The organism is Pyrobaculum neutrophilum V24Sta (assembly GCF_000019805.1).
Lineage (GTDB): Archaea > Thermoproteota > Thermoprotei > Thermoproteales > Thermoproteaceae > Pyrobaculum > Pyrobaculum neutrophilum.
In genome coordinates this window covers 541,476-560,814 of record NC_010525.1, presented here as the reverse complement: position 1 = coordinate 560,814, position 19,339 = coordinate 541,476, and the positions used below count along the sequence as shown (strand labels likewise).

The following is a 19,339-nucleotide window of genomic DNA, read 5'->3' as shown; positions in this document are numbered from 1 at the left end:
AAGCCGGCTGGCAGGCAGGCGCCGACACGTGCCGCATCACGTCGGAGATAGATCTCCCATGACTCGCTCCCCCCTACCATAGGTGTAATGATGAGGTGGTAAAAACGTTTTACCCCGGCGCGCTACAGAGACATAATCTCTGGGCCTCCCACGTCTGGCGGTTGCCACGCCTGGAAGCCTATGTAGGCCAGCACGTCCTCCCTCATGAAGTCCCTGATAGATAGCACGCCGATCAGCCGACCGTCGCGGTCGACCACCAACACATGGCGGACGCCGCGCCGCCTCATCTCAAGCAGGGCGTCGTAGACGTTGGCGTCGGGCGTAACCGTCACCAGCTCCCTCCTGGCCGCCTCCAGAGCCGGCCTATCCAAAGGCACCCCGGCGGCAAGCGCCCTAAGCACGTGCCGCTCTGAGATCACGCCGAGCGGCCTCCCCTCTGCGTCAACTATGGGCACAACCCCCACGTTGTGCTTCGCCATAAGCTGGACGGCCTCGAGGATAGTCCCGTCGTGTTTGAGAACTATTGGGTTTTTCCGGACCAACGCTCCTACTTCCATAAAACAGATATTGCCATGGAGTTAAAAAATCTTTAGCCCAAGATGCAAAAGATACAGCAAGAAAAGCTTATAAACTAGCCACTACGTAGGCACGCCCTGGCGACCCGGGGGCCGTAGCCAGCCGGCTACCCCACCCGGTAGTCTAGCCCGGTCGGGTGGCCTCCACCCCGGACAAGGATGCGGGCCTCTCGAGCCCGTGACCCGGGTTCAAATCCCGGCCGGGGCACCACCTCATTATGACTCCTCAGCTACGGCAGTCGGCAATATTTATAAAGGAGGGGCTATTTTTTCACATGGTTGAGGCGTTTGTGTTCGTCAACACCGAAATTGGGGCGGAGGACGAGGTGATGGAGGCGTTGGTTAAAATCCCAGAGGTTAAGGAGGCGATGATAGTCTACGGGCCCTACGACCTGGTGGTGAGGATTTCTACGGACACCGCCGAGAACCTGAGGAAGTTGATTACCGAAAAGATTAGGAAGATGTCTAAGATAAAGAGCACAACCACGTTAATAATAGCGAAGTCTATAGTAAAGTAGTGCTACTGGGCTGGGGCCTCCTCGGTTTTCTTTTCCTTCTGTAGCTCCTTTGCCCCAAGCGGGATGGCGGGAGGGCCGGCGTAGCCCTCCGGGTAAACCACCACCGCGTTTATCTGAACTATCGTGTCAGATATCGTGTTTCCCCTCATGAGCTTCTTCTTTTTCATGCCCCTCTTAGGCGGGTGGTAGCCGGGTCTGGAGTCGGCTAGGACGTACCTCTTCACTGGGCCCGGGATGCCGGGGTGCATGGGGGCCCCCTCGATGCCGCTACCCCCGGTTATCTTGACCTTCGCGCCTTTTGGGAGCTCTATGAGCTCCTTCAGCACCTGGCCGTCAAGCTCATCGCCTATTTTTAAGCCGATGAAGCGTTGCGCGAGCGGGTCCTTTACCTCGAACTGCCTCGCCTTGCCGGACATGGGGTCAGAGAGCACCAGCTTAAAAGTAGGCATGAGGCGCTGTGGAGAAACGGTTTTAAAAATGTTTCTCTGTAAGCCAGTGGAGCTTATAGTCCCCCTCTGCGGGCCGTGGAGAGACTTCCAGGAGGTCACCTTCATCGCTAGGGAAGGACGGGTGGTGGCTGTGGGCAAGACGAGGGAGGGGTACGACGAGAGGGCTGTGGCCCCGGAAGAGGTCTCAGACCTGCTCAAGCCTTATCTTGAGCTGTATGACTGGCTCGGCTCCGAGGTAGGCAGAGCGCTGGGGGTTGAATACGCGAGGGGCGGGAGGGATCTGTTTAGCTGGCTTAGGAGCCACGTGGAGTTCGTAGACGTCGCTGGGGCCAGATGGGGCAGGGCTATAGACGGGGTAGGCCCCTTCTCCGTCAGGAGGTTCCTAAGGCGGGTGTATATGCCGTACTCCGGCCACTCCCTCACGCTTAGCTACGTCGCATTTCCTTTTCCAGACGCGGTTGTGCACGCCGAAAACAAGGCCAGGGTCATGGCCGTCGGAAGTGTGGTTGTGGAGTGGGGGGGCGTCAGGGTTGCCTCCGCCGGGATTAGGACGCTGGCGGGGGCCTTCCTCCTTGCCCAGGCGGCGCCCGAGCTCCTCCCACTGCTGGGGGAGCTCAAGAGGGCGCTTGAGGAGTTCGTGGGGCGTTTCTACGGGGTCTCGGGGTGTGAAAAGTCTTAAATCTGGGTGTATTGTAAATCCCCCGTATCGGGGGCATATGAGCGGCGGACACCGCAGGCGGCTCCGCCGCGATTTAATCGGCCAGAGGCTTCGCCAGCTCGAGGATCTTCTGGTAGTGGTCCTTGGCCTTGACGGCGGCGCTGGCGAGCAGTACGCCTCTGGTGCCTAGCTTGAGGGCCGCGGCAACGTCCTCGCCGGACTCTATGCCGGCGCCCGTTATAACAGCCACATCTGGGAAGTGCCTCGACACCTTTTCCACGGTCTGCACCACGGCCTCGGGCTTGTACCTAGAGACCGCCCTCCCCGTGCCTATGAGCTCGGGGGGCTCTACGGCGACGGCGTGCGGCTTTAGGGCGGCCGCGGCGAGGGACGTGTCGGGGTCCGGGGCACATATCACCAGGTCTAGACCCACGGCTTTTGCCCTAGCCGCTAGCCTAGACAGCTGGCTGAGGGCGAGGGGGGCCTCGCTGTGGTTCAAGATGAGGCCCGCCGCCCCAGCCTCTTTAACGTTGTCCACGGCCACATGCGCCGTGTGCGCCCCCGGCGTCTCGACATCGGCGCCTTGGGCATATACCGGGATGTCGACGGACTGGGCCACCAGCGCTAGCTCCAGGTGGTTGGGGGCAACCGCTATGTTTACCCCCAGCTCTCTGGCGGCTCTCTCCGCGGCCTTTGCTATCTCCAGAGCCCGCCTGCCGGCGGCCTCGGCGTAGGCCTTGAAGTTTATGATCAAGATGGGGAGCCTCATCTCTTTACAGATCTCGCAAACGCAAAGGCGGCCACCAACAGTAGGTAGAGGAGGAGGGGGATGTGCTCCTCGGCTAGCCTACCGAAGCCCTCCACGGGCGACCAGACCGTGCGTGAGACTCTGCCGGCGTTGAAAGCCGCCACCAGCGCCAGCGCCGTGTAGGTCAGCCGGTCTGGCCTACGGATCATCAACGCGGCGAAGGCGGCGTATATGGCGGCGAGCGTCAGGTTTTCAGCTACAAGGGCGGGGGGCAACCCCACGAAGTTTATTCCGATGTAGCCAAGGACGAGGGGGGCTAGGAGGGCGGCTAAGGTTTTATCCATGGCCTTTGGCGCCTATCGGTTTTTAAGCTCTGCGCCGAGGATCCTCTTCAGCACGTAGGGGAGTATCCCGCCGTGTTTTATGTACTCCGCCTCGGCCCATGTGTATATCGCCAGTTTCGCCCTCACCTCCTCGGCACTCCCGTCCCTTCTGCGTATTCTGAGCGTGACTTCCTTTCCAGGCGCTAGGCCGTCGGAGATGCCTAAAATGTCGAAGGTTTCGGTGCCGTCTAGGCGGAGGCTGTCCACTGTGACGCCCGGCGGTAGCTGTATCGGGAGTATGCCGACCATGGCGAGGTTCGACCTGTGTATCCTCTCGAAGCTCTCAGCGACGACGGCCTTAACGCCGAGGAGCTTGGGGCCTTTGGCCGCCCAGTCTCTGCTGGACCCTGCGCCGTAGTTCTTGCCGGCGATCACGATCACGGGGGTGCCCTCCTTCCTGTAGGCCTCCGCCGCCTCGAACACGCTCATCACTCTGCCCTCAGGTTGCTTCACGGTGAGACCGCCCTCCAGGTTACCGATTTTGTTGCGGTAGCCTTTGCTGGAAAAGGCGCCGCGGACCATGACCTGCCAGTTGCCCCTACGAGCACCAAAGGTGTTAAACTCGGCGGGTTTAACGCCTAGGGAGAGCAGGTACTGGCCGGCTGGGTTATCCGCCGATATGCCGCCGGCCGGCGATATATGGTCGGTGGTTATGTTGTCCCCCAATATCAACAGGGCTCTAGCGCCGAGGATGTCGGAGACGCCCGCCTCGCCCTCAAACAGGGGGGAGGGCTGGATGTAGGTGTCGTCGGCGCGCCACCGGTAGAGCAAGCCGGAGGGGGCCTCCAGGGCGCTCCACTCCGGCACGAGCTCGCCTATCTTGCTGTACTTCTCTACGTATGCGCTGGGGTCCATCCCCTCCTCTACAACGCGGTTCACCTCCTCCGGCCTAGGCCAGAGGTCCCGTAGGTATACGGGCCTCCCCTCGGGCGTATACGCCAGCGGCTCCCGCTCTAGATCGCGGAGCACTGTGCCAGCTAGGGCGTAGGCCACCACTAGGGGAGGCGAGGCTAGGTACGCCGCCTTGACGTCGGGGTGGACCCTACCTTCGAAGTTTCTGTTGCCCGATAGAACGGCGGCGGCGACTATGTCGTGCTCCCTTATCGCCTTTGCCACAGGAGGCGGCAGAGGGCCGGAGTTCCCGATACACGTAGTGCAGCCGTAGGCTACGACGTGGAAGCCCAGCTCGTCTAGGTACCTCTGGAGGCCGCTTCTCTCCAGCATCTCCGCGGCGGCTCTAGACCCTGGGGCGAAGCTGGTTTTGACATACGGCGGAGGTCTTATGCCGAGCTCCACAGCCCTCTTCGCCACGAGCCCAGCCGCGGCGAGGAGGTAGGGGTTGCTGGTGTTTGTGCAGCTGGTGATCGCCGCGATGACCACGTCCCCGTCTCCAAACTGTACACGCCTCCCATCTATCTCTATCTCGACGGCCTTCCTAGTCCTCTTCTTCCTCTCCTGTAGAAATAGGGCGAAGCTCGCCGGCACCTCTGAAAGCGGACGCCTCTGCCAGGGAAGCGTAGGGCCGGCCACGTTGCGATCCACGGCGGATAGGTCAAACTCAACCACCTGGCTGTACTCGGCCCCCTCCACGCCTCCGAAGACCCCCTGGGACTCGTAGTACCGCCTAACCAGCGCCACGTGTTCCTCAGGTCGCCCCGTGGCTCTGAGGTATGAGAGCGTGTTCTCGTCGACGGGGAACAAGCCCATGGTTGAGCCGTACTCCGGCGCCATGTTGGCGACGGTGGCGCGGTCCGGCACCGACAGCCTCCGCACCCCCTCGCCGTAGAACTCCACAAAGGCGTCAACCACGTCGACCTTGCGGAGGGTCTCTGTGATGGCCAAAACGATGTCGGTCGATGTTACGCCGGGCCTAGGCTCGCCGTATAGGTACACGCCGACTACCCTCGGCACCTTGATCGTTATGGGCTCCCCCAGCATGGCCGCCTCGGCCTCCACCCCGCCGACGCCCCAGCCCACTACCCCAAGCCCGTTTATCATCGTGGTGTGGCTGTCCATGCCGACCAGCGTCTCGAAGTAGGCCAGATCCCCATCCGCCACCACCACCTTCGCCAAGTGCTCCAGGTTAACCTGGTGTATTATGCCGGTGCCGGGGGGGAAGACCCTCAGGTTTTTGAAGGCCTGCTGCGCCCACTTGAGGAAGCGGTACCGCTCCCTGTTTCTCTGGATCTCAAGCTCGAGGTTTTTCCTAAGCGCCTCGCGGGAGCCCCAGAAGTCCACCTGGACTGAGTGGTCTATGATTAGGTCTACGGGCACCCGCGGATTGACAACGCTGGGGTCCATACCCATCTTCACAGCTATATCTCGCATGGTGGCGAGGTCGACGACGGCGGGCACCCCGGTGTAGTCCTGCATAACAACGCGGGAGATCTTTATGGCCACCTCCCCGCTGGGCGCCTTGGGGCTCCACCTAAGGAGGCGCTCCAGATGCTCCTCAGTTATGCTCCTCCCGTCGAGGTTCCGCATGACGTTTTCCACGAGGACCCTTATGGAGTAGGGCAACCTATCAACGTCGTACCCCTCGCCTCGGAGGGACCTCAGGCTGTAGAAGCGGAAGGCCTTACCCCCCACCTCTATGGCGTCTAGCCTCATCGCCGCGGCTCCCAACCCGGCTTTAAAAAGTTAGAGTTGTACCTCACCACGGCCTCCCTCACCTCTCTGGCGGAGCCCACCGCTATAACCGCCGCCTGATCTATCTGAAACACAGTGCCGCAGTAGGGGCACTGGTGCCTCCTGGCGTCTGCCCGCGCCGCGCTTGCCCTAGCGCACCTTGGACAGACCACCGCGGCGTACCTCACCACGCCCTAGACCTGAGCACCGCCCTTATTTTTCTAAAGGCCTTCCCCACGTCGTAGCTGTGGCAGAGGTACCAAGCCAGCCTCAACGCGACCCCGCCTCTCTCCTCGGGGCTGTAGCTAGCCGCCGTCACGAAGAGCAACCCCCTGTGTTTCACCACCGCGTAGTTCCTCCTAAGGGTGATCCGCCCCAACATCTTCACGCCGGGAGTATGGAGTGTTACATATCCAGCCGGCGGGACAAGCGGAGCAACCGGCTCTACACATATGTCGATTCTCCTCACTGGGGCGCGCAACGCGGCGGGCGGAGGGCTGGGGTGGGAAACGGGGGCGCACAGGGAGACGTCGGCAAGGAGGTGCCCCCCGCGCCAGTGGACAAGGAGGAGGCCGAGTGTGGGCAGAACGCCGGAGGGGCAGAAGGTGGCCCCCCACCTCTCCTCCAGCGTTTTCGCCACCTCGCTCCCGTACCGGGCAACCCACGCCTCGATGGGCATCTCCCTATCTAGGTCGATCCGGTACTTCACGCGCCTCTGCACAAGGCCCTGCACGTAGGCCTCTCTCACCTCTGCCGCCTTTATCAACATTTATAAATTGCGCATTTCGGGGGCTCTATGCCGATTTGGTACTACCGCGAAGAGGAGGAGTGGGAAGAGGAGGAGGAGCTGTGGGAAGAGTTCGAGGAGGAGTGGGAGGAGGAAGAGGAGTGGTAACTTCTTCAAAGGCATCCCCTTTTAGCCCTTTAAATTTTTCAAACTCTTTATCTATACACTACCAGTGGGGTATATGCAGGTACATCGGAGTAGTATAAGGGTTTTTGGGGGTTAAGTTTTTAAACTGCGAAATTGGGCTGATGACATGGCGGGGGGCGTGGGGGCTCAGATAGTGGGTAGGCACATCTACGGCAACCTCTACGGTTGCGAGCAACAGATCCTGAAGGACGAGGCGGCGCTCATCACCATTGTGAAGGAGGCGGCGAAGGTGGCAAACGCCATCCTCCTCTCGATCGGGTCGTACAGGTTCGGCCCCGAGGGCGGCTTGACTGTGTTCGCCGTCGTGGCGGAGAGCCACATATCTATCCACACTTGGCCGGAGCACGGCTTTGCGACGGTGGACGTCTATACCTGCGGCGATCATACGGACCCCAAAGCCGCTTTTGACTACATAGTGTCGAAGCTAAAGCCTAGGAAGGTCGAGGCGTTCTTTGGGGATAGATCGATGTATAGGGAATAAATTTTTAAATAGAAGTTTTTCGAAAGGCGTGGTGACATACTTCAAACAGGCATACCTAGAAATTGCAAATTTTATAATACATGCGCTAGATAAGTTAAAAATTGAGGAAGTAGAGGCCTTCGTTAAAACTATAGAAGATATATACCGCCAGAACAAGAAAATTCTAGTCGTCGGCGTCGGCAGAAGCGGCTTGGTGGGGAGGGCCTTCGCCATGAGGCTGAGGCACCTCGGCGCCCGCTCCTACGTGTTGGGCGAGACCATAACCCCCTCGGTGGAGGAGGGCGATCTCCTAGTCGCGATCTCCGGGAGCGGTACCACCCAGGTGGTGGTGGCCGCCGCGGAAGCCGCGAAGAAGATGAGGGCTAAGGTAGCCGCCGTGACGTCCTACTACGACTCGCCTCTGGCGAAGACGGCGGATCTCGTCCTCTACGTCCCAGGTAGGACAAAGCTGGCGTCTATGGACGACTACTTCGCGCGGCAGATCCTGGGTATACATGAGCCGCTATCCCCCCTAGGCACGTTGTTTGAGGACACCTCTATGGTGGTTCTAGACGCCGTAATTGCGGAGCTGATGAAGAGACTTGGCAAAAACGAGAGCGACCTCGCCAAGAGACACGCAAACATCGAGGTGCCTTAATCAGCCTTGTCACCAGCGCTCACCGCTTCGCCACACACCTGCCGTCATCAGCGCTTTAACCCGGAAGCCGGCTTTAAAGCTTACCTCCCCCTCATTGCCGGGAAGTCCTCGTCTTTATCCCTCAACGCCTCCTGGTACTTGGGGTCGCGGAGGAGCTCCTCTATGGCCGCCTTTACGAGGTGAGACCTGTTTTTAAAGACGCCTCTCTCCACAAGCTTGTCCATCCTCATGAGGAGCTCGGAGGGGAACCGTATGGCTATCCTCTCCAGGGGCACCTTGCTCCTCCGCCTTCCCATGGTTCAACACAGGCAGGGGAATATAACTATTAAAGTGGCGTAGATCGTGAGGCCTATGTACTATCTCCACCCCAACCAAGCTCTGGCGTCAAACTCGACATGTGTAAAATACGTCAAGAGCCTCCTGGCGCAGTACCTAGGTGGCGGCCCCCTCGTCTTTGGGAAGGGGGATGTGCCCGTGTTGGCTTTGTCCGGCTTCCGCCAGGAGGACGCGCCAGCCGTCAACCTTCTGACCCTCCTCCTCTACCGGTGGAGGAGGGGCGAGGTGGAGCTTCCTCCCACCGCGGCGGCGCCCGTGGTAAACGAGAGGGCTTTCAGAGGCGTCCCCTACGGCGGTGCAGAGCTGTACTTCGACTTCCTGTGGCTTAGGAGTTGGGAGGCTAGGGAGATCACGGCCTTCTACCACAGGGCTAGGCCCAGGGTTGTGGCCGTGTTTCTGGGGGGTAGGGAGTTCGAGGTAGCCGCCACTACGGACGCCGCCGCCCAGATGTTGGCGGTGAGAAAGATAGTTCCGTCCCCGCACACGCCGGAGGGGGCGGCGACGCTTAAATACAGCCACGCCCTCGTGTTCAAGATCCCGCCGGCGCCGCAGGACTTCGAGCTCTATCTAAGACACGTGGCGCAGATGTTGAACACGGCGGCCGCGTTGCCCCCCGTGGAGAAGAAGGCGGTGAAGGTGGAGAAGAAGGAGCTCTACCTGCTCCACGGCGGAAGGCAGGAGGACGACGGTGTAGTCCTCGACAACGAGGTGTATATCTACGTGTGATGAAGGTCTTCGTCGGGATCACTGGCGCCTCCGGCGTGATATATGGAGTGAAGGTGCTCGAGCTGCTGAGGAGAGCCGGCGTCGAGATACACCTCTCCATCACCAAGACCGCGGAGAGGGTCCTAAGGCTGGAGACGGACTACGACCCGGCGTATGTCAAATCGCTGGCACACCACTTCTGGGACGAGGGCGATATGGCGGCCCCGCCCGCTTCAGGTAGCTTCGGCATAGACGCGGTGGCTGTAGTCCCGTGCTCCACCAAGACCCTGGCCGCCATAGCCAACGGCTTCACCACAAACTTGATCACCAGAGCCGCCGAGGTGGGGCTGAAGGAGAGGAGGCGGGTGGTCTTGGTCGTCAGAGAGAGCCCCCTATCTCTTGTACACATCAGAAACATGGAGCTGGCGACCCTCGCGGGGGCGATAGTGATGCCGGCGGCGCCGGGCTTCTACACGAGGCCTAGAGACATAGACGAGCTGGTCACGACCTTCGCCGGCCGCGTCCTAGACGCCCTCGGGATAAAACACAGCTTCACCCCGAGGTGGGGAGGGCAAGCGAGGGCCTAAGACGCGCCGCCGACGCCCGCCACCGCCTTCAGCAACTTTGCGAGATGGGGGGCCCGCCTCTCCAGGAGGCTGATGGCCGTGTAGACGTCGTCCTCGGGCCTCACGCCGTATCTCATAAGGGAAACGGCGGAGACGCCCAGGACGTCCCTCACGCTGGGCATTATAACAACTATAACGGATATTTAACTGAATAGCGGTGTAGCCCCCTCTAAGTACCTCAACCAAACGTTTGATGAACCGCCGGAACTAGGAGGGGAACTATAAAGGTTAGAATAACTCCGTTTGTAAACGCATATAGTGAGAAGGAGGAGCCGTATAGAGCTGTGTAGAGGGGGAGCGTGTTGTCCATAGTGGTGGCGCCTCCAGCCGCCAAAACGCCCACTCTGCCGAACCTCCTCGCCAGGTGGGGCCCCAGGAGGTAGGTGAGCTGCTCCCTAAAGAAGTTAACCAGAAGGCCGTAGGCGCCGCCTGCGGCGTCACCCGCCCTCGCCAGGTAGGGCCCCGTGAAGGTGTACCAACCCAGGCCGAAGGCCACCGCGGGCGTGATCCCCAGAGCCGCCTTGAAAAAAACGCCGACCAGCGCCGAGGCGGCAAGCGCCACGGCGGGCGCCAGCAAGGCGGCCCTCTCCAGCCTAACGCCGGCGTTTGCCATATCTACGCCAGCTGCGAACAGCAACACGATGAGGAGGGGCTCCACGGCGGATGCGTAATCCGCCTTGGCGAAGGCGCCTACGGCGAAGCCCGCCGCGAGCGAGGCGGCGGCGTATAGAGACACCAGAGGCTTCCCAGCCCCCCTTCCTTCCCTCCGCCTGTCAAAGACCGAGCCGAGCACGGCCGAGGTTAAGACGAGGGCGAGGGAGTAGACGAGAGAAACAGCGAGATAGAGGCCGGGGTTGCTCAACACGGCTCCTGAGGCGTTGGCAGATACGGCGAAGACGAGAACGGCCACAAGCGCCGTGAAGAGCCAGCTGGGTGGCCGGACACGCGCGGCTTTCCCCACCGCGTAGCCCACGGCCAGAGGCAACATGTACTTAACGACGTCGAACACGGCCTCCGCCTCCTACAGTATCTTAAAAAGTCTTGTGTATATACGTGAGAGGTCTGAGAGAGGGTTCACTGAAAGTTTTGAAAACAAGGAAAAAACGCTTTTTCAAAATGGGGGCCTGGACATACAGCGAAATTCCCGAAACCGAGCTGAAAGTAATCCTCGCCGTCTACAGACCGCGGTGCCACCTATGCGGAGCCCGGCTTACCCCCACCAACGCGGGGTACATCAGAATCGGCCAGGCGGTAGAGCTGGCCCTATGCGGCCAATGTTTAAGAGACTACGTGGAGTACGTCTCCGAGGTGGTGAAGGCGGCCGTCGCTGCTGACGGGTGATGACTAAGCCACAGCCTCGACGACGCGGCGGAAGACCTCCACGAACCTCTCCCGGAGGTCGACCACCTCGTGCCGCCCCACCACGTTTGACACCACCAAGACGCAACCCGTCCTAAAGCCGCGGAGCCACCCAAGCGCCATAGCAGTTGCGCACTCCATCTCCACGGCGAGGGCCCCCCGCCTCCGCCAGAACTCAACAAACTGCGGATCCTCCGCGTAGAAGGCGTCGCTCGACACCACGTACCCCACCGGCGCGCCAAGCGCCTCGGCCAACCTCACCGTCAGCCTGGGGTCCGCCGAGAGCGGCGGGGAGAACCCCGGGAAGTAGGAGTTTAGGAGCCCCCCCTGTGGAGCCGCGGCGGCTGCCGCGACTAGGACATCCCCCACCTTTAAATCGCCGAAAGACCCCGCAGTCCCGATCCTCACGAAGACCTCCATGCCCAGCGTCCTGAGCTCCTCCAGGGCGATAGCCGCCGATGGGCCTCCAATGCCGTGCGCCACAACGGAAACGGCCCTCCCCCCGGCCCTACCGGTGTAGACGGGGTAGCGGTTCTCGTTCACGAGCTTCGCCTCCTCCAACAGGGAGGCAAACAGCCTAGCCCTAGCCGGGTCCCCCACGCCCACCACGACGGGCGCCACCTCCCCAGGCCTAGCCCAGATGTGGTACGGCACATAGCTGTATACCCCGGAGTATATAACGAAAACGTATTATATTAGGCCTTTTTAGAATAGGCATGAGCCTAGAGGAGCTGACCAACGCCCTGGGGGTCTCCGGCTTTGAGGAGGAGGTGCGCCGTAGGATACTCTCCGCCGTCCCCAACGCCGAGGCGGACGACTTCGGAAACCTCCTAGCCGTGGACAAGTCCAGGGTTGCCTTCGTGGCGCACATGGACGAGGTGGGGCTCCTCGTGACGTCCATAGAGGAAGACGGGAGGATGAGGTTTAGGAAGGTGGGAGGCGTTGACGACAGGATCCTACCCGGCTCCTCGGTGGTCCTATACGGAGATGGCTTCAAGGTGGAGGGGGTTATAGGCATCGCGCCCCCCCACTTCCAGCAACAACAGAGCCAGATCTCCTGGCAGGACCTGTATATAGACGTGGGAGCCGCCGGGAGGGCGGAGGTGGAGTCCATGGGGATCGGCCCCATGACCCCCGCCGCCTTCTCCAGGCGGTACGCCGAGGTGGGCAGGTATATATCGGCAACGGCGTTAGACGACAGAGTGGGGTGCTGGGCCTTGCTGGAGGCCTACCGGAGGGGAGCCCAGGCGACATACGTATGGAGCGTCCAAGAAGAGCTGGGCCTCCTCGGCGCGCGCGCCCTCTCGAAGAGGCTGGAAGGGAAGTACGCCGTCGTGGTAGACACGACCTCCTGTTGCCACCCCAACTTCACAGGCTCCGCCAAGCCCGGACAGGGGCCCGTGCTGAGGATCTTCGACAACTACGGCGCCTACAACAACAAGCTGGCGAAGAGGATACTCGAGATAGCCAAGAGGCGGGGTATACCGATCCAGATAAGCGGAGGCGGAGGGGGGACAGACGCAGCCGCGTTTTTCGTCTCAGGCATACCAGCGGTCGCCATCGGGATACTCAGCAAGTACTCCCACTCGCCCGTAGAAATGGTTCACAAAGACGACCTCAAACACGCCGTGGAGCTCCTCGTGGCAATATCCGAGGACCTACGCTGAAGACACCCGCCGGCATACAGGGCGCAAGTTCGTGGCGTCGGACCGCGTCCTGCCCTCCGCAAGTGCCCCCGACGTCGGCGGCCAAGGGGGTGGCATAGCCCCTAGCTGGCGCCCCGCTCGCCATGCCGACGACGCCCTCCGCCCTCTACCCCCGGACGCGCGTCTGGCCCGGTAGATTCAGCCCTGAGGAGGCCCGCCTCCAACGCGCCGTCCGGCGCGCTGACGAGCAAGCGGCTCTCCGGCGCTGTGTCTGCTTCAGACGCCGCTACGGAGGGTTTTTTAAAGTGGATGTGTGCGGCGTTCGTGGTGGCGGTGGTCCACGTGTTGGGGTCCACGCGTATACGCTCGCGAGATACGGCGTAGACCCCCACGACGACGTGGAAACAGCCGTGAAGAAGCTGGAGGCCAAGGCGCCCCACCTAGCCCAGTTTCTGAGGGAGGTCGCCCAGCTGTAACCCCTTTGTTTTTGCCGACTCGCGGGGGTGGGGCGTGGCGGGACAACCCCGAGGTGGTGTGAAGATCGCGGCGGTTTTTCAACCGCCCTCGTAGACCGCCCTCTTCCTTAGGTATTCCTCGGCTTTTCCGACCACTCTGGCTGGGACCCCCGCCACTACGACTCCCGGGGGTACGTCCTTGGTCACCACCGCGCCTGCCGCCACCACCGCCCCCTCCCCCACCTCGATTCCCGCCACAATGGTCGAGTTTGCCCCTATGACCGCCCCCCTTCTTATCACCACGGGGGCTAGTCTTCTGCTGGGCGGGTACTTGTCGTTGGTGATCACGGCGTTTGGGCCTATGAAGACGTCTTCCTCGATCACGGTCCCGTTTGGTATATACACCATGGACTGGATCCAAGCCCTATCCCCTATCTTCACCTCCCTCTCAATGACGGCTTGGGTGCCCACCCTGACTCCGCGCCCGATCTTCGTGAACTCCCTCACCAGCACGTTGTGTCCGAACTCAGCGCCGTCGCCCACCTCCACGTCTTCGTATATCACCACGCCGCTACGCACCACCACGGACTCCCCCAGCCTAGCCCCGTCGCTCACCTCATCCGGCGAGGAGAAACCCTGGAGTATCTTCTGCCGCGTGGGGTACCCTATCACCGCCGCGTCTATGAAGCTGTCTCTGCCGACTACGGTTGGGCCGTAGATGTAGGCGTCTGGCGATATGTACCTCGCGTAGACCTTGGCCTTGGTCGAGATGAGGCCCATGTGGCTGGGAGAGGCGTTACTTATAAATTTCCAGGGGGAGGTAGCCGCATGGCCGAGGACTTCGGCATACCGGAGTACGCCGTTGAGATCCTGGCCGAGCTGAGGCAGCTTAGGCAAGACGTGGCGAACCTGAGGAGGGAGGTGGCGGAGCTGTCTAAAAAACTCGCGGAGCCCCAGGCGCGCTCCACAGACGCAGACGTGGCGTTAAACGCCCTCCGGGAGGCGGCGGAGAAGCTCAACGCCGCGGCGGCCGCCGTTGTGGAAAACGCCAGCCTCATAAGAGCCGCCGTAGCCGAGGACCGGCTGAGGAGAGACGAGGCGTGCACGGCGGTGCTCGAGAAGATGCTCGCCCTCCAGGAGGCCCTCAACAAAATCTTAAAGTAAACAGATATATATCTTGGCATATCTAACACTGTGTTTAGGCGTGAAGACGCGGGAAAGAAGGTGGACGAGGTGCTGGCGAAGCTCTCCACAGACATCACCACCCTCTCCACCCGCATCGAGGAGGTGAGAAACGAGGTGGTGGCCGAGGTCAAGGCCAACTCGCTCGACCTCAAGAAGTCGGTGGAGGGCCTCGCCTCCCTGTTGAGCAGGATCTCCAAGGACCTGGTCGAGGGCGCCGCCCAGCTCAACAAGGCCATAACCCAGCTCAACGCCTCGGCGGACAGAGCCTCCGAGCTGACGGCCGTGGCGGAGAGGCTCTCGGCGTCTGCAAAGGCGGTGGTAGACGCGACGAACCAGTTCATTTCGGTGGCCGAAAAGCTGGACGGCGTAGCGGGCAGAGTTGAAAGCCTCGCCGAGCAGCTAAACGCCATCAAGAGCCAGAGCGAGCAGATCAGAACCGTGGCGTCAGCCATGCTGGAGATGATGAAGGACTTCGGCGCGAAGATGCAGGAGTACGAGGCCAAGATAAGGCAACTCGCCTACAAAGAGGCGGAGCTGAAGACGAGGGAGGAGGCGCTGAGGAAGAGGGAGGGGGAGCTCGCCCTGGCGCTGGAAAACGCGAGGAAGATGTCCGAGCTGGCCGACCCGACGAAGAACGCCCTGGAGGAAACCCGCAAAGCCCTGGCCCTGCTGGCAACGAGAAGCCAGGAGCTTGCCCAGAAGGAGGAGGAGCTGAGGAGGCTGAGGGAGGAGCTGTTGCGCAAGGAGTTCGAGCTCAAGAAGGCCGAGCAGGAGCTCGCCGTGAGGCAGAGGCAGCTGGCGGAGCAGGAGGAGAGGGCTAAGGCGCTGGTGGCCCAAGCCTCCGAGGTGGAGAAGAGACTCGCCGAGCTTGCCCAGAGGGAGAGGGAGCTCGCCGAGGTCCAAGCGGCGCTGGAGAGGAAGAGGCAGGAGCTGGAGGAGATGGCGGCGAAGTACAAGACCTTTGAAAACGCCGTGGCGAAGAAGGAGGAGGAGCTCAAGCGTCTTGAGGAGGCGGTGAGGGCCAAGGAGACGGAGCTGCTGGACAACCTGGGGAGATTCGCCAAGAGGTTGATCGAGGAGGAGCAGAAGCTCAACGAGTGGCAACGCCGCCTCCTGGAGCAGGAGCGGGAGACGCTGGCCTTCTACAGAAGCCTCCTGCTGAGGGAGGCCATGTTGGCCCAGCTCAAGGCCCAGCTGGAGGAGTGCAGAAGCCGCCTAGGGGATAAAGGGAAATAGGGCCTTCAAGAAGCCGTACCCCAGGACGCCCGCCGCGATTAGAAACGTCGCGATGAGGATCACCTGCATCATCCTATACTCAGCCCTCTCCCTGTCCTCCGAGGCTATGTCCAAGGCGGCGGACACGTCCTTAAGCGCCAGCCGGAAGAGGACCACCGCGATCACCAGAAAGACGAGGTCGAGCGCGGCCGCGGCCATCTTCTCCGCCCCCATGAGGAGCAGGCCGAGGGTCAAAACGCCTATGAGGTAGAGGATCGCATAGAGTGTCCACTTCACGGCGTCCACAAGACGGCGGTATTTAAGAGTTGTGCACCAGAAATCCGGGTTTTGCCCACTAGCTATATATCCGCGGGGCCGCCTACATCCATGCTCGGCTTCCTGTATCTGCTGATCAACGCCACGGCCGCCGCAGTGCCCATAACCGCCATGCCGTTTATCTACACGGCGCCGCTTGGCGGCTGCGCCAACTTCACGGCGTATGTGGACCCCCTCGCGCCCTGGGGGATAGCGTCGGTATACGGCGTATCAAGCAGCGGCTCCCTCGTCCCGCCCGCCCTCGACCCCTACCCCACCCCCAAATACCTAAGGGGGCGCCTGTGCGGCGACTACATAACGGTGAGGGTAGACCGGTGGAGGAGCCTCGGCCCCCTCATACCCGTCTCGGTCAAAGGCGAGGACTCGGCCTATCTACTCCAGGGCGTGCCCTACGTGGTAAACGGGACGGCCATAGTTAGGATCAAGTCCTTCACCCCGCCCCAGGTGGAGGGGAGGTACGTATACAGGGTGTACTCGGCCTCGGCCTTCGGCGTATACGCCGAGGAGTACGTGGTATACGGCGGCGCCCAGATCTACGCCTACGGCATAGCCAACGTGACGTACATCAGCCTCAGCGACGACAAGCCGGACTACTACGTGGAGGTCCCCACAGAGGGGGTGAAGGTCGACGGCGTTAGAGGGTGGACCCCCGACTTCCAGCTGTACTTCGCCCCCGGCCAGAGGGCCGTGGTGGGCAAGCCGCGGATCGTTGTTGAGCAGATAGCGGTACCCGTGGTGGGGGAGTGCAGAGGCACAGCCACCGTGGTCAACCCCACCGAGAGGCCCCTCCGCGTATACGTAAAGCTGGAGACCGGCGAGGAGTACGCCCTCTCCTTCTACTACCTCCCCAAGAACATCACCACGTGGAGGCTCCGCGGGGCGCAGGCCAAAACCGCAGACGGCCAGGATCTGCCTGTGTATATGGTGGCCACAGACGACGGAACCCCCGTCTCGATGTGTGTGGTCTCCGGCGCCTCCTACGCTGTATATGTAAAGGCGGGGGAGTCCGTGTATAGGTACCCCGCCGAGGCGTCAGGCGGCGTGGTGGAGGCCTACACAGACCTGGTGAAGCCCAAGGCGGTGTTGGACGCGCCGGGCTTCACAGCGGTGGTCCAGCCGGAGGTGGCAAAGATGGGGCAGAACGTGACGGTCAAGCTCTTCTACAACGGGACCCAGGTGGCCGAGTTCGTTAGGAGGGCGGCTCCCGTGATAGCCGTAAACGCCTCATCCCTCTTCCGCACCATAAGGGTGGTGGACGCCTTGGGCACCCCCATCCCGGCCTTCACGGTGGCGGTGGGCGGGCTGAAGTTCGCCGGCCGCGACGGCGTGGCCAGGGTGATACCACTAGACAGCAGAGCGGCGGTGGAGGTAAACGGCGTGGCCTACCTAGTCCAGCTACAGACCGAGGTCAAGATACCCACCTTGACCCCCCACAGCTTTCTAAAGATCGCCGCCGCGGCGGCGACGGTGGGAGCCGCAGCGGCCTTCATCGCGAGGAAGAGGGGGGAGGAGGGGCCGAGGCCGCGGGGGGACCTGGTGGAGGTGTAGGTTTTTAACCCTGGGGCGGGGGGAGGCACGTGATGAGGGGATTCTCTGCGACGTGTGAGCTGGTCCTCGATCGCTGAGTCTGTCAAAACCTTTTTAAGTCAAAACAGACGTCGGTGTAATGTACACGCAGACGGGCGGCTACGACTCGATGTGGTACCTAATCTCCATGCTCATATGGTTCGCCCTGATATTCATGTTGCAGGACCTCCAGATGTGGAGGTACCTGAGCCAGGTCAGCGGCTTCCTCTCCTACCTAGGCCAGCTCCTGAACACGGCCTCCGCCAACGTCCTGGCGGCGCTGGAGAAGGCCAAGAGGAGGGAGGTGCAGAGGCAGGAGCTCGAGGCGACGCTCAAGAGGATGGTGGACTTCGCAGTCATCGAGCCCACCTCTCTAGACCCAAGCGGCATAGTGCCCAAGTATAAACACATACTGAACACCTACGTGGAGACCTACGAGCGGGAGATCGGGAGGCTGGTGGAAGACGGCGTTGCCGTGAAGAACATGGCCACGGCGGTGGAGGCGCTGCGGTACATGAACCTCATCTACAAGGTGGTGGACCACTACTACAAGACCGCCAGGAAGTACAAGGCCTTCTACCTAGTCATCCAGCTCACCATGTTGCTCCCCCTGCTTAAGGAGCTGACGGAGACGGTAAACGAGGCGGTCTCCTCCTTCATAAGAGGCTCCCCCATCGGCGACAGCGCCGGCCCCCAGGTGGCGTACAACGTCCTCAGCCGCTGCGGCTCCCTCGTCTACCACAAGGCGGTGAAAGACACGGTGGTGGCTGAGTGCGAATACGAGGGGAGGAAGCTCTACGTGATAAAGGCCGAGGGGCCCGGCAGCACCGTGGGGAGGCTAGACGAGGCTGTGGAGTACGTCTTCGGCGAGCTGAAGGCAAAGCCTAAATACATCGTCACTGTAGACGCCGCCTTGAGGCTTGAGGGGGAGAAGACGGGCGAGGTGGCTGAGGGCATAGGCGTTGCAATGGGCGGGGTGGGGGTGGAGAAGTTCAACATAGAGTCCTACGCGACGAAATACGGCGTACCCCTGTACGCCTTCTTGATAAAGATGCGGCAGTCGGAGGCGCTTACCGCCATGACCGCCGAGATATACAACGCGGTGCAGTACACCACCAAGCGGGTGCTGGAGTTCATCACCAGCCAAGTCCAGCCTGGCGAGGCGGTCCTGCTGATAGGCGTTGGAAACACCGTGGGGGTGGGCCAGCCCCCCGCCGCGTCGTAATGGATACATTTTTAACCAGGGCAGTGGGGTAGGCCGTGAGGCTTAGAGCCCCGTTCCTAAGGCTCGTCCTCAGAAACAGCTACATGGAGCTGGAGCTGAAGAACGTGGTGGTCTTCGCAGAGGCCAAGAGGAGGGGGCTCTACGCCGAGGTATATATGGACGACGTGGGCTATATATACGAGAAGGGAGGCTGGCAGGCCTACGACGGCGAGGGGAGGCCAAAGGAGATCACGCCAGAGGAGGCGGAGAAGCTCAGGAAGCTCGCCAAGAGGCTCTCCACCCTCCCCAGATACCACGTCCTCGACCTGTTGATAAAGGCCCTCTCCTCCGCCAAGGCCACGGCGGAGGTATAACAGCCGTAATACCTGGCGAAGACCTTTATTAAGGCAGGAGATAAAATAGGCCATGCCGCGGAGCAAGAGCCAGGACAAGATGTCCCTCATCTCGGTGCACGTGCCCAAGAAGATGCTCGAGGAGCTCGACGACCTCGTCAGAAGGGGGATCTTCCCCAACCGTAGCGAGGCCATCAGAGCCGCCCTCCGCGACCTCCTATACAGAGAGGTCTTCAAGGCAAAGCCGCCAAGGGAGGAGGAGAAGGAGGAGGACATCCCGGCGGCCTTCATAAGAGGCCGCTAGACCCCGGCCCGCCCCCCGGGAAACAGTTAATAACGTGC

General features: G+C 61.4%; 28 protein-coding genes and 1 tRNA gene. 16 read left to right on the top strand and 13 right to left on the bottom strand.

The features are described from left to right. Positions 1–122: 122 nt before the first annotated feature. A complete protein-coding gene (locus TNEU_RS03115; protein WP_012349979.1) occupies positions 123–557 on the bottom strand; it encodes a CBS domain-containing protein in 435 nt (144 codons plus the stop codon). 110 nt (positions 558–667) lie between these two features. Between TNEU_RS03115 and TNEU_RS03110 the strand changes: the two genes are divergently transcribed. Together TNEU_RS03110 and TNEU_RS03105 are read left to right on the top strand one after the other, a co-directional pair. Continuing rightward, positions 668–786: transfer RNA gene (locus tag TNEU_RS03110), tRNA-Glu, on the top strand. A 64-nt stretch (positions 787–850) separates the two neighbouring features. Beyond that, positions 851–1,093, top strand: coding sequence for an Lrp/AsnC family transcriptional regulator (locus tag TNEU_RS03105; protein WP_148682313.1), 243 nt, complete (start codon positions 851–853; stop codon positions 1,091–1,093). Positions 1,094–1,095: 2 nt separating this feature from the next. Here the strand turns inward: TNEU_RS03105 and TNEU_RS03100 are convergent, their stop codons facing one another. Beyond that, positions 1,096–1,542 (bottom strand): 30S ribosomal protein S6e, encoded by a 447-nt coding sequence (locus TNEU_RS03100; RefSeq protein WP_012349977.1) that lies wholly within the window; start codon positions 1,540–1,542, stop codon positions 1,096–1,098. A 46-nt stretch (positions 1,543–1,588) separates the two neighbouring features. Here TNEU_RS03100 and TNEU_RS03095 point away from each other — a divergent pair, with 46 nt between their 5' ends. After that, positions 1,589–2,221, top strand: coding sequence for a hypothetical protein (locus TNEU_RS03095; RefSeq protein WP_148682312.1), 633 nt, complete (start codon positions 1,589–1,591; stop codon positions 2,219–2,221). Positions 2,222–2,294: 73 nt separating this feature from the next. Here TNEU_RS03095 and tpiA read toward each other — a convergent pair whose 3' ends face one another. From tpiA to TNEU_RS03070, 5 genes are read right to left on the bottom strand one after another with little or no spacing between them, the layout of a single operon-like run. Continuing rightward, positions 2,295–2,969 (bottom strand): triose-phosphate isomerase, encoded by a 675-nt coding sequence (tpiA, locus tag TNEU_RS03090; RefSeq protein WP_012349975.1) that lies wholly within the window; start codon positions 2,967–2,969, stop codon positions 2,295–2,297. Further along, positions 2,966–3,292, bottom strand: coding sequence for a hypothetical protein (locus TNEU_RS03085; protein ID WP_012349974.1), 327 nt, complete (start codon positions 3,290–3,292; stop codon positions 2,966–2,968). The genes tpiA and TNEU_RS03085 overlap by 4 nt, the downstream gene beginning before the upstream one ends. Positions 3,293–3,304: 12 nt before the next feature. Then, the gene (gene acnA / locus TNEU_RS03080) at positions 3,305–5,941 is read right to left on the bottom strand and encodes an aconitate hydratase AcnA (protein WP_012349973.1); all 2,637 of its coding nucleotides are present in this window, start codon (positions 5,939–5,941) and stop codon (positions 3,305–3,307) included. Continuing rightward, entirely contained in the window at positions 5,938–6,147 is a 210-nt protein-coding gene (locus TNEU_RS03075) for a hypothetical protein (protein ID WP_012349972.1), read from the bottom strand. The genes acnA and TNEU_RS03075 overlap by 4 nt, the downstream gene beginning before the upstream one ends. Beyond that, the gene (locus TNEU_RS03070) at positions 6,144–6,707 is read right to left on the bottom strand and encodes a hypothetical protein (protein ID WP_245521980.1); all 564 of its coding nucleotides are present in this window, start codon (positions 6,705–6,707) and stop codon (positions 6,144–6,146) included. Before TNEU_RS03070 ends, TNEU_RS03075 begins: the two co-directional genes overlap by 4 nt. Before the next feature lie 292 nt (positions 6,708–6,999). On the opposite strand from TNEU_RS03070, the gene speD reads away from it, so the two are divergent. Further along, positions 7,000–7,374, top strand: a complete 375-nt coding sequence (gene speD, locus TNEU_RS03065) for an adenosylmethionine decarboxylase (protein WP_012349970.1) — start codon at positions 7,000–7,002, stop codon at positions 7,372–7,374. A 28-nt stretch (positions 7,375–7,402) separates the two neighbouring features. Next, positions 7,403–8,011 carry a 6-phospho-3-hexuloisomerase gene (gene hxlB / locus TNEU_RS03060; RefSeq protein WP_012349969.1) on the top strand — a complete coding sequence of 203 codons (609 nt, stop codon included), beginning with the start codon at positions 7,403–7,405 and terminating at the stop codon, positions 8,009–8,011. A gap of 80 nt (positions 8,012–8,091) precedes the next feature. Here hxlB and TNEU_RS03055 read toward each other — a convergent pair whose 3' ends face one another. Beyond that, the gene (locus tag TNEU_RS03055; RefSeq protein ID WP_012349968.1) at positions 8,092–8,307 is read right to left on the bottom strand and encodes a ribbon-helix-helix domain-containing protein; all 216 of its coding nucleotides are present in this window, start codon (positions 8,305–8,307) and stop codon (positions 8,092–8,094) included. A gap of 55 nt (positions 8,308–8,362) precedes the next feature. Here TNEU_RS03055 and TNEU_RS03050 point away from each other — a divergent pair, with 55 nt between their 5' ends. Both TNEU_RS03050 and TNEU_RS03045 read left to right on the top strand, forming a co-directional pair. Next, complete coding sequence (locus tag TNEU_RS03050) at positions 8,363–9,073, top strand: hypothetical protein (protein WP_012349967.1); 711 nt, start codon at positions 8,363–8,365, stop codon at positions 9,071–9,073. Further along, entirely contained in the window at positions 9,073–9,639 is a 567-nt protein-coding gene (locus TNEU_RS03045) for a UbiX family flavin prenyltransferase (protein WP_148682311.1), read from the top strand. Before TNEU_RS03050 ends, TNEU_RS03045 begins: the two co-directional genes overlap by 1 nt. Here the strand turns inward: TNEU_RS03045 and TNEU_RS10220 are convergent. Beyond that, entirely contained in the window at positions 9,636–9,800 is a 165-nt protein-coding gene (locus TNEU_RS10220) for a hypothetical protein (protein ID WP_012349965.1), read from the bottom strand. The two genes, TNEU_RS03045 and TNEU_RS10220, sit on opposite strands and share 4 nt — an antisense overlap. 56 nt (positions 9,801–9,856) lie before the next feature. Next, complete coding sequence (locus tag TNEU_RS03040) at positions 9,857–10,687, bottom strand: LysO family transporter (protein WP_012349964.1); 831 nt, start codon at positions 10,685–10,687, stop codon at positions 9,857–9,859. Positions 10,688–10,794: 107 nt separating this feature from the next. On the opposite strand from TNEU_RS03040, the gene TNEU_RS03035 reads away from it, so the two are divergent. After that, positions 10,795–11,019, top strand: a complete 225-nt coding sequence (locus TNEU_RS03035) for a hypothetical protein (protein WP_012349963.1) — start codon at positions 10,795–10,797, stop codon at positions 11,017–11,019. 3 nt (positions 11,020–11,022) lie between these two features. Here the strand turns inward: TNEU_RS03035 and TNEU_RS03030 are convergent, their stop codons facing one another. Beyond that, entirely contained in the window at positions 11,023–11,691 is a 669-nt protein-coding gene (locus tag TNEU_RS03030) for a phosphorylase family protein (RefSeq protein ID WP_012349962.1), read from the bottom strand. Between the two features lie 62 nt (positions 11,692–11,753). Between TNEU_RS03030 and TNEU_RS03025 the strand changes: the two genes are divergently transcribed. Both TNEU_RS03025 and TNEU_RS10215 read left to right on the top strand, forming a co-directional pair. Continuing rightward, the gene (locus TNEU_RS03025) at positions 11,754–12,704 is read left to right on the top strand and encodes a M42 family metallopeptidase (RefSeq protein WP_012349961.1); all 951 of its coding nucleotides are present in this window, start codon (positions 11,754–11,756) and stop codon (positions 12,702–12,704) included. Positions 12,705–12,994: 290 nt separating this feature from the next. Further along, positions 12,995–13,159: a hypothetical protein gene (locus TNEU_RS10215; RefSeq protein WP_187146764.1), complete on the top strand. Its 165-nt coding sequence runs from the start codon at positions 12,995–12,997 to the stop codon at positions 13,157–13,159. Positions 13,160–13,237: 78 nt separating this feature from the next. Here TNEU_RS10215 and TNEU_RS03020 read toward each other — a convergent pair whose 3' ends face one another. Next, the gene (locus TNEU_RS03020) at positions 13,238–13,918 is read right to left on the bottom strand and encodes a DapH/DapD/GlmU-related protein (RefSeq protein WP_012349959.1); all 681 of its coding nucleotides are present in this window, start codon (positions 13,916–13,918) and stop codon (positions 13,238–13,240) included. 48 nt (positions 13,919–13,966) lie between these two features. On the opposite strand from TNEU_RS03020, the gene TNEU_RS03015 reads away from it, so the two are divergent. Both TNEU_RS03015 and TNEU_RS03010 read left to right on the top strand, forming a co-directional pair. Next, positions 13,967–14,302 carry a hypothetical protein gene (locus TNEU_RS03015; protein WP_012349958.1) on the top strand — a complete coding sequence of 112 codons (336 nt, stop codon included), beginning with the start codon at positions 13,967–13,969 and terminating at the stop codon, positions 14,300–14,302. Between the two features lie 30 nt (positions 14,303–14,332). Next, the gene (locus tag TNEU_RS03010; RefSeq protein WP_012349957.1) at positions 14,333–15,559 is read left to right on the top strand and encodes a coiled-coil domain-containing protein; all 1,227 of its coding nucleotides are present in this window, start codon (positions 14,333–14,335) and stop codon (positions 15,557–15,559) included. Here the strand turns inward: TNEU_RS03010 and TNEU_RS03005 are convergent. Further along, entirely contained in the window at positions 15,539–15,835 is a 297-nt protein-coding gene (locus TNEU_RS03005; RefSeq protein WP_148682309.1) for a hypothetical protein, read from the bottom strand. The genes TNEU_RS03010 and TNEU_RS03005 overlap by 21 nt on opposite strands. Positions 15,836–15,925: 90 nt before the next feature. Between TNEU_RS03005 and TNEU_RS03000 the strand changes: the two genes are divergently transcribed. The 4 genes from TNEU_RS03000 to TNEU_RS02985 all read left to right on the top strand — a co-directional run bounded on the left by TNEU_RS03000 (position 15,926) and on the right by TNEU_RS02985 (position 19,301). Continuing rightward, the gene (locus tag TNEU_RS03000) at positions 15,926–17,422 is read left to right on the top strand and encodes a hypothetical protein (protein WP_012349955.1); all 1,497 of its coding nucleotides are present in this window, start codon (positions 15,926–15,928) and stop codon (positions 17,420–17,422) included. Positions 17,423–17,540: 118 nt separating this feature from the next. Then, entirely contained in the window at positions 17,541–18,665 is a 1,125-nt protein-coding gene (locus TNEU_RS02995) for a DUF1512 domain-containing protein (RefSeq protein WP_012349954.1), read from the top strand. A 35-nt stretch (positions 18,666–18,700) separates the two neighbouring features. Then, positions 18,701–19,018, top strand: a complete 318-nt coding sequence (locus tag TNEU_RS02990) for a hypothetical protein (RefSeq protein ID WP_012349953.1) — start codon at positions 18,701–18,703, stop codon at positions 19,016–19,018. 52 nt (positions 19,019–19,070) lie between these two features. Then, a complete protein-coding gene (locus TNEU_RS02985; RefSeq protein ID WP_012349952.1) occupies positions 19,071–19,301 on the top strand; it encodes a ribbon-helix-helix domain-containing protein in 231 nt (76 codons plus the stop codon). Positions 19,302–19,339 lie beyond the last annotated feature (38 nt).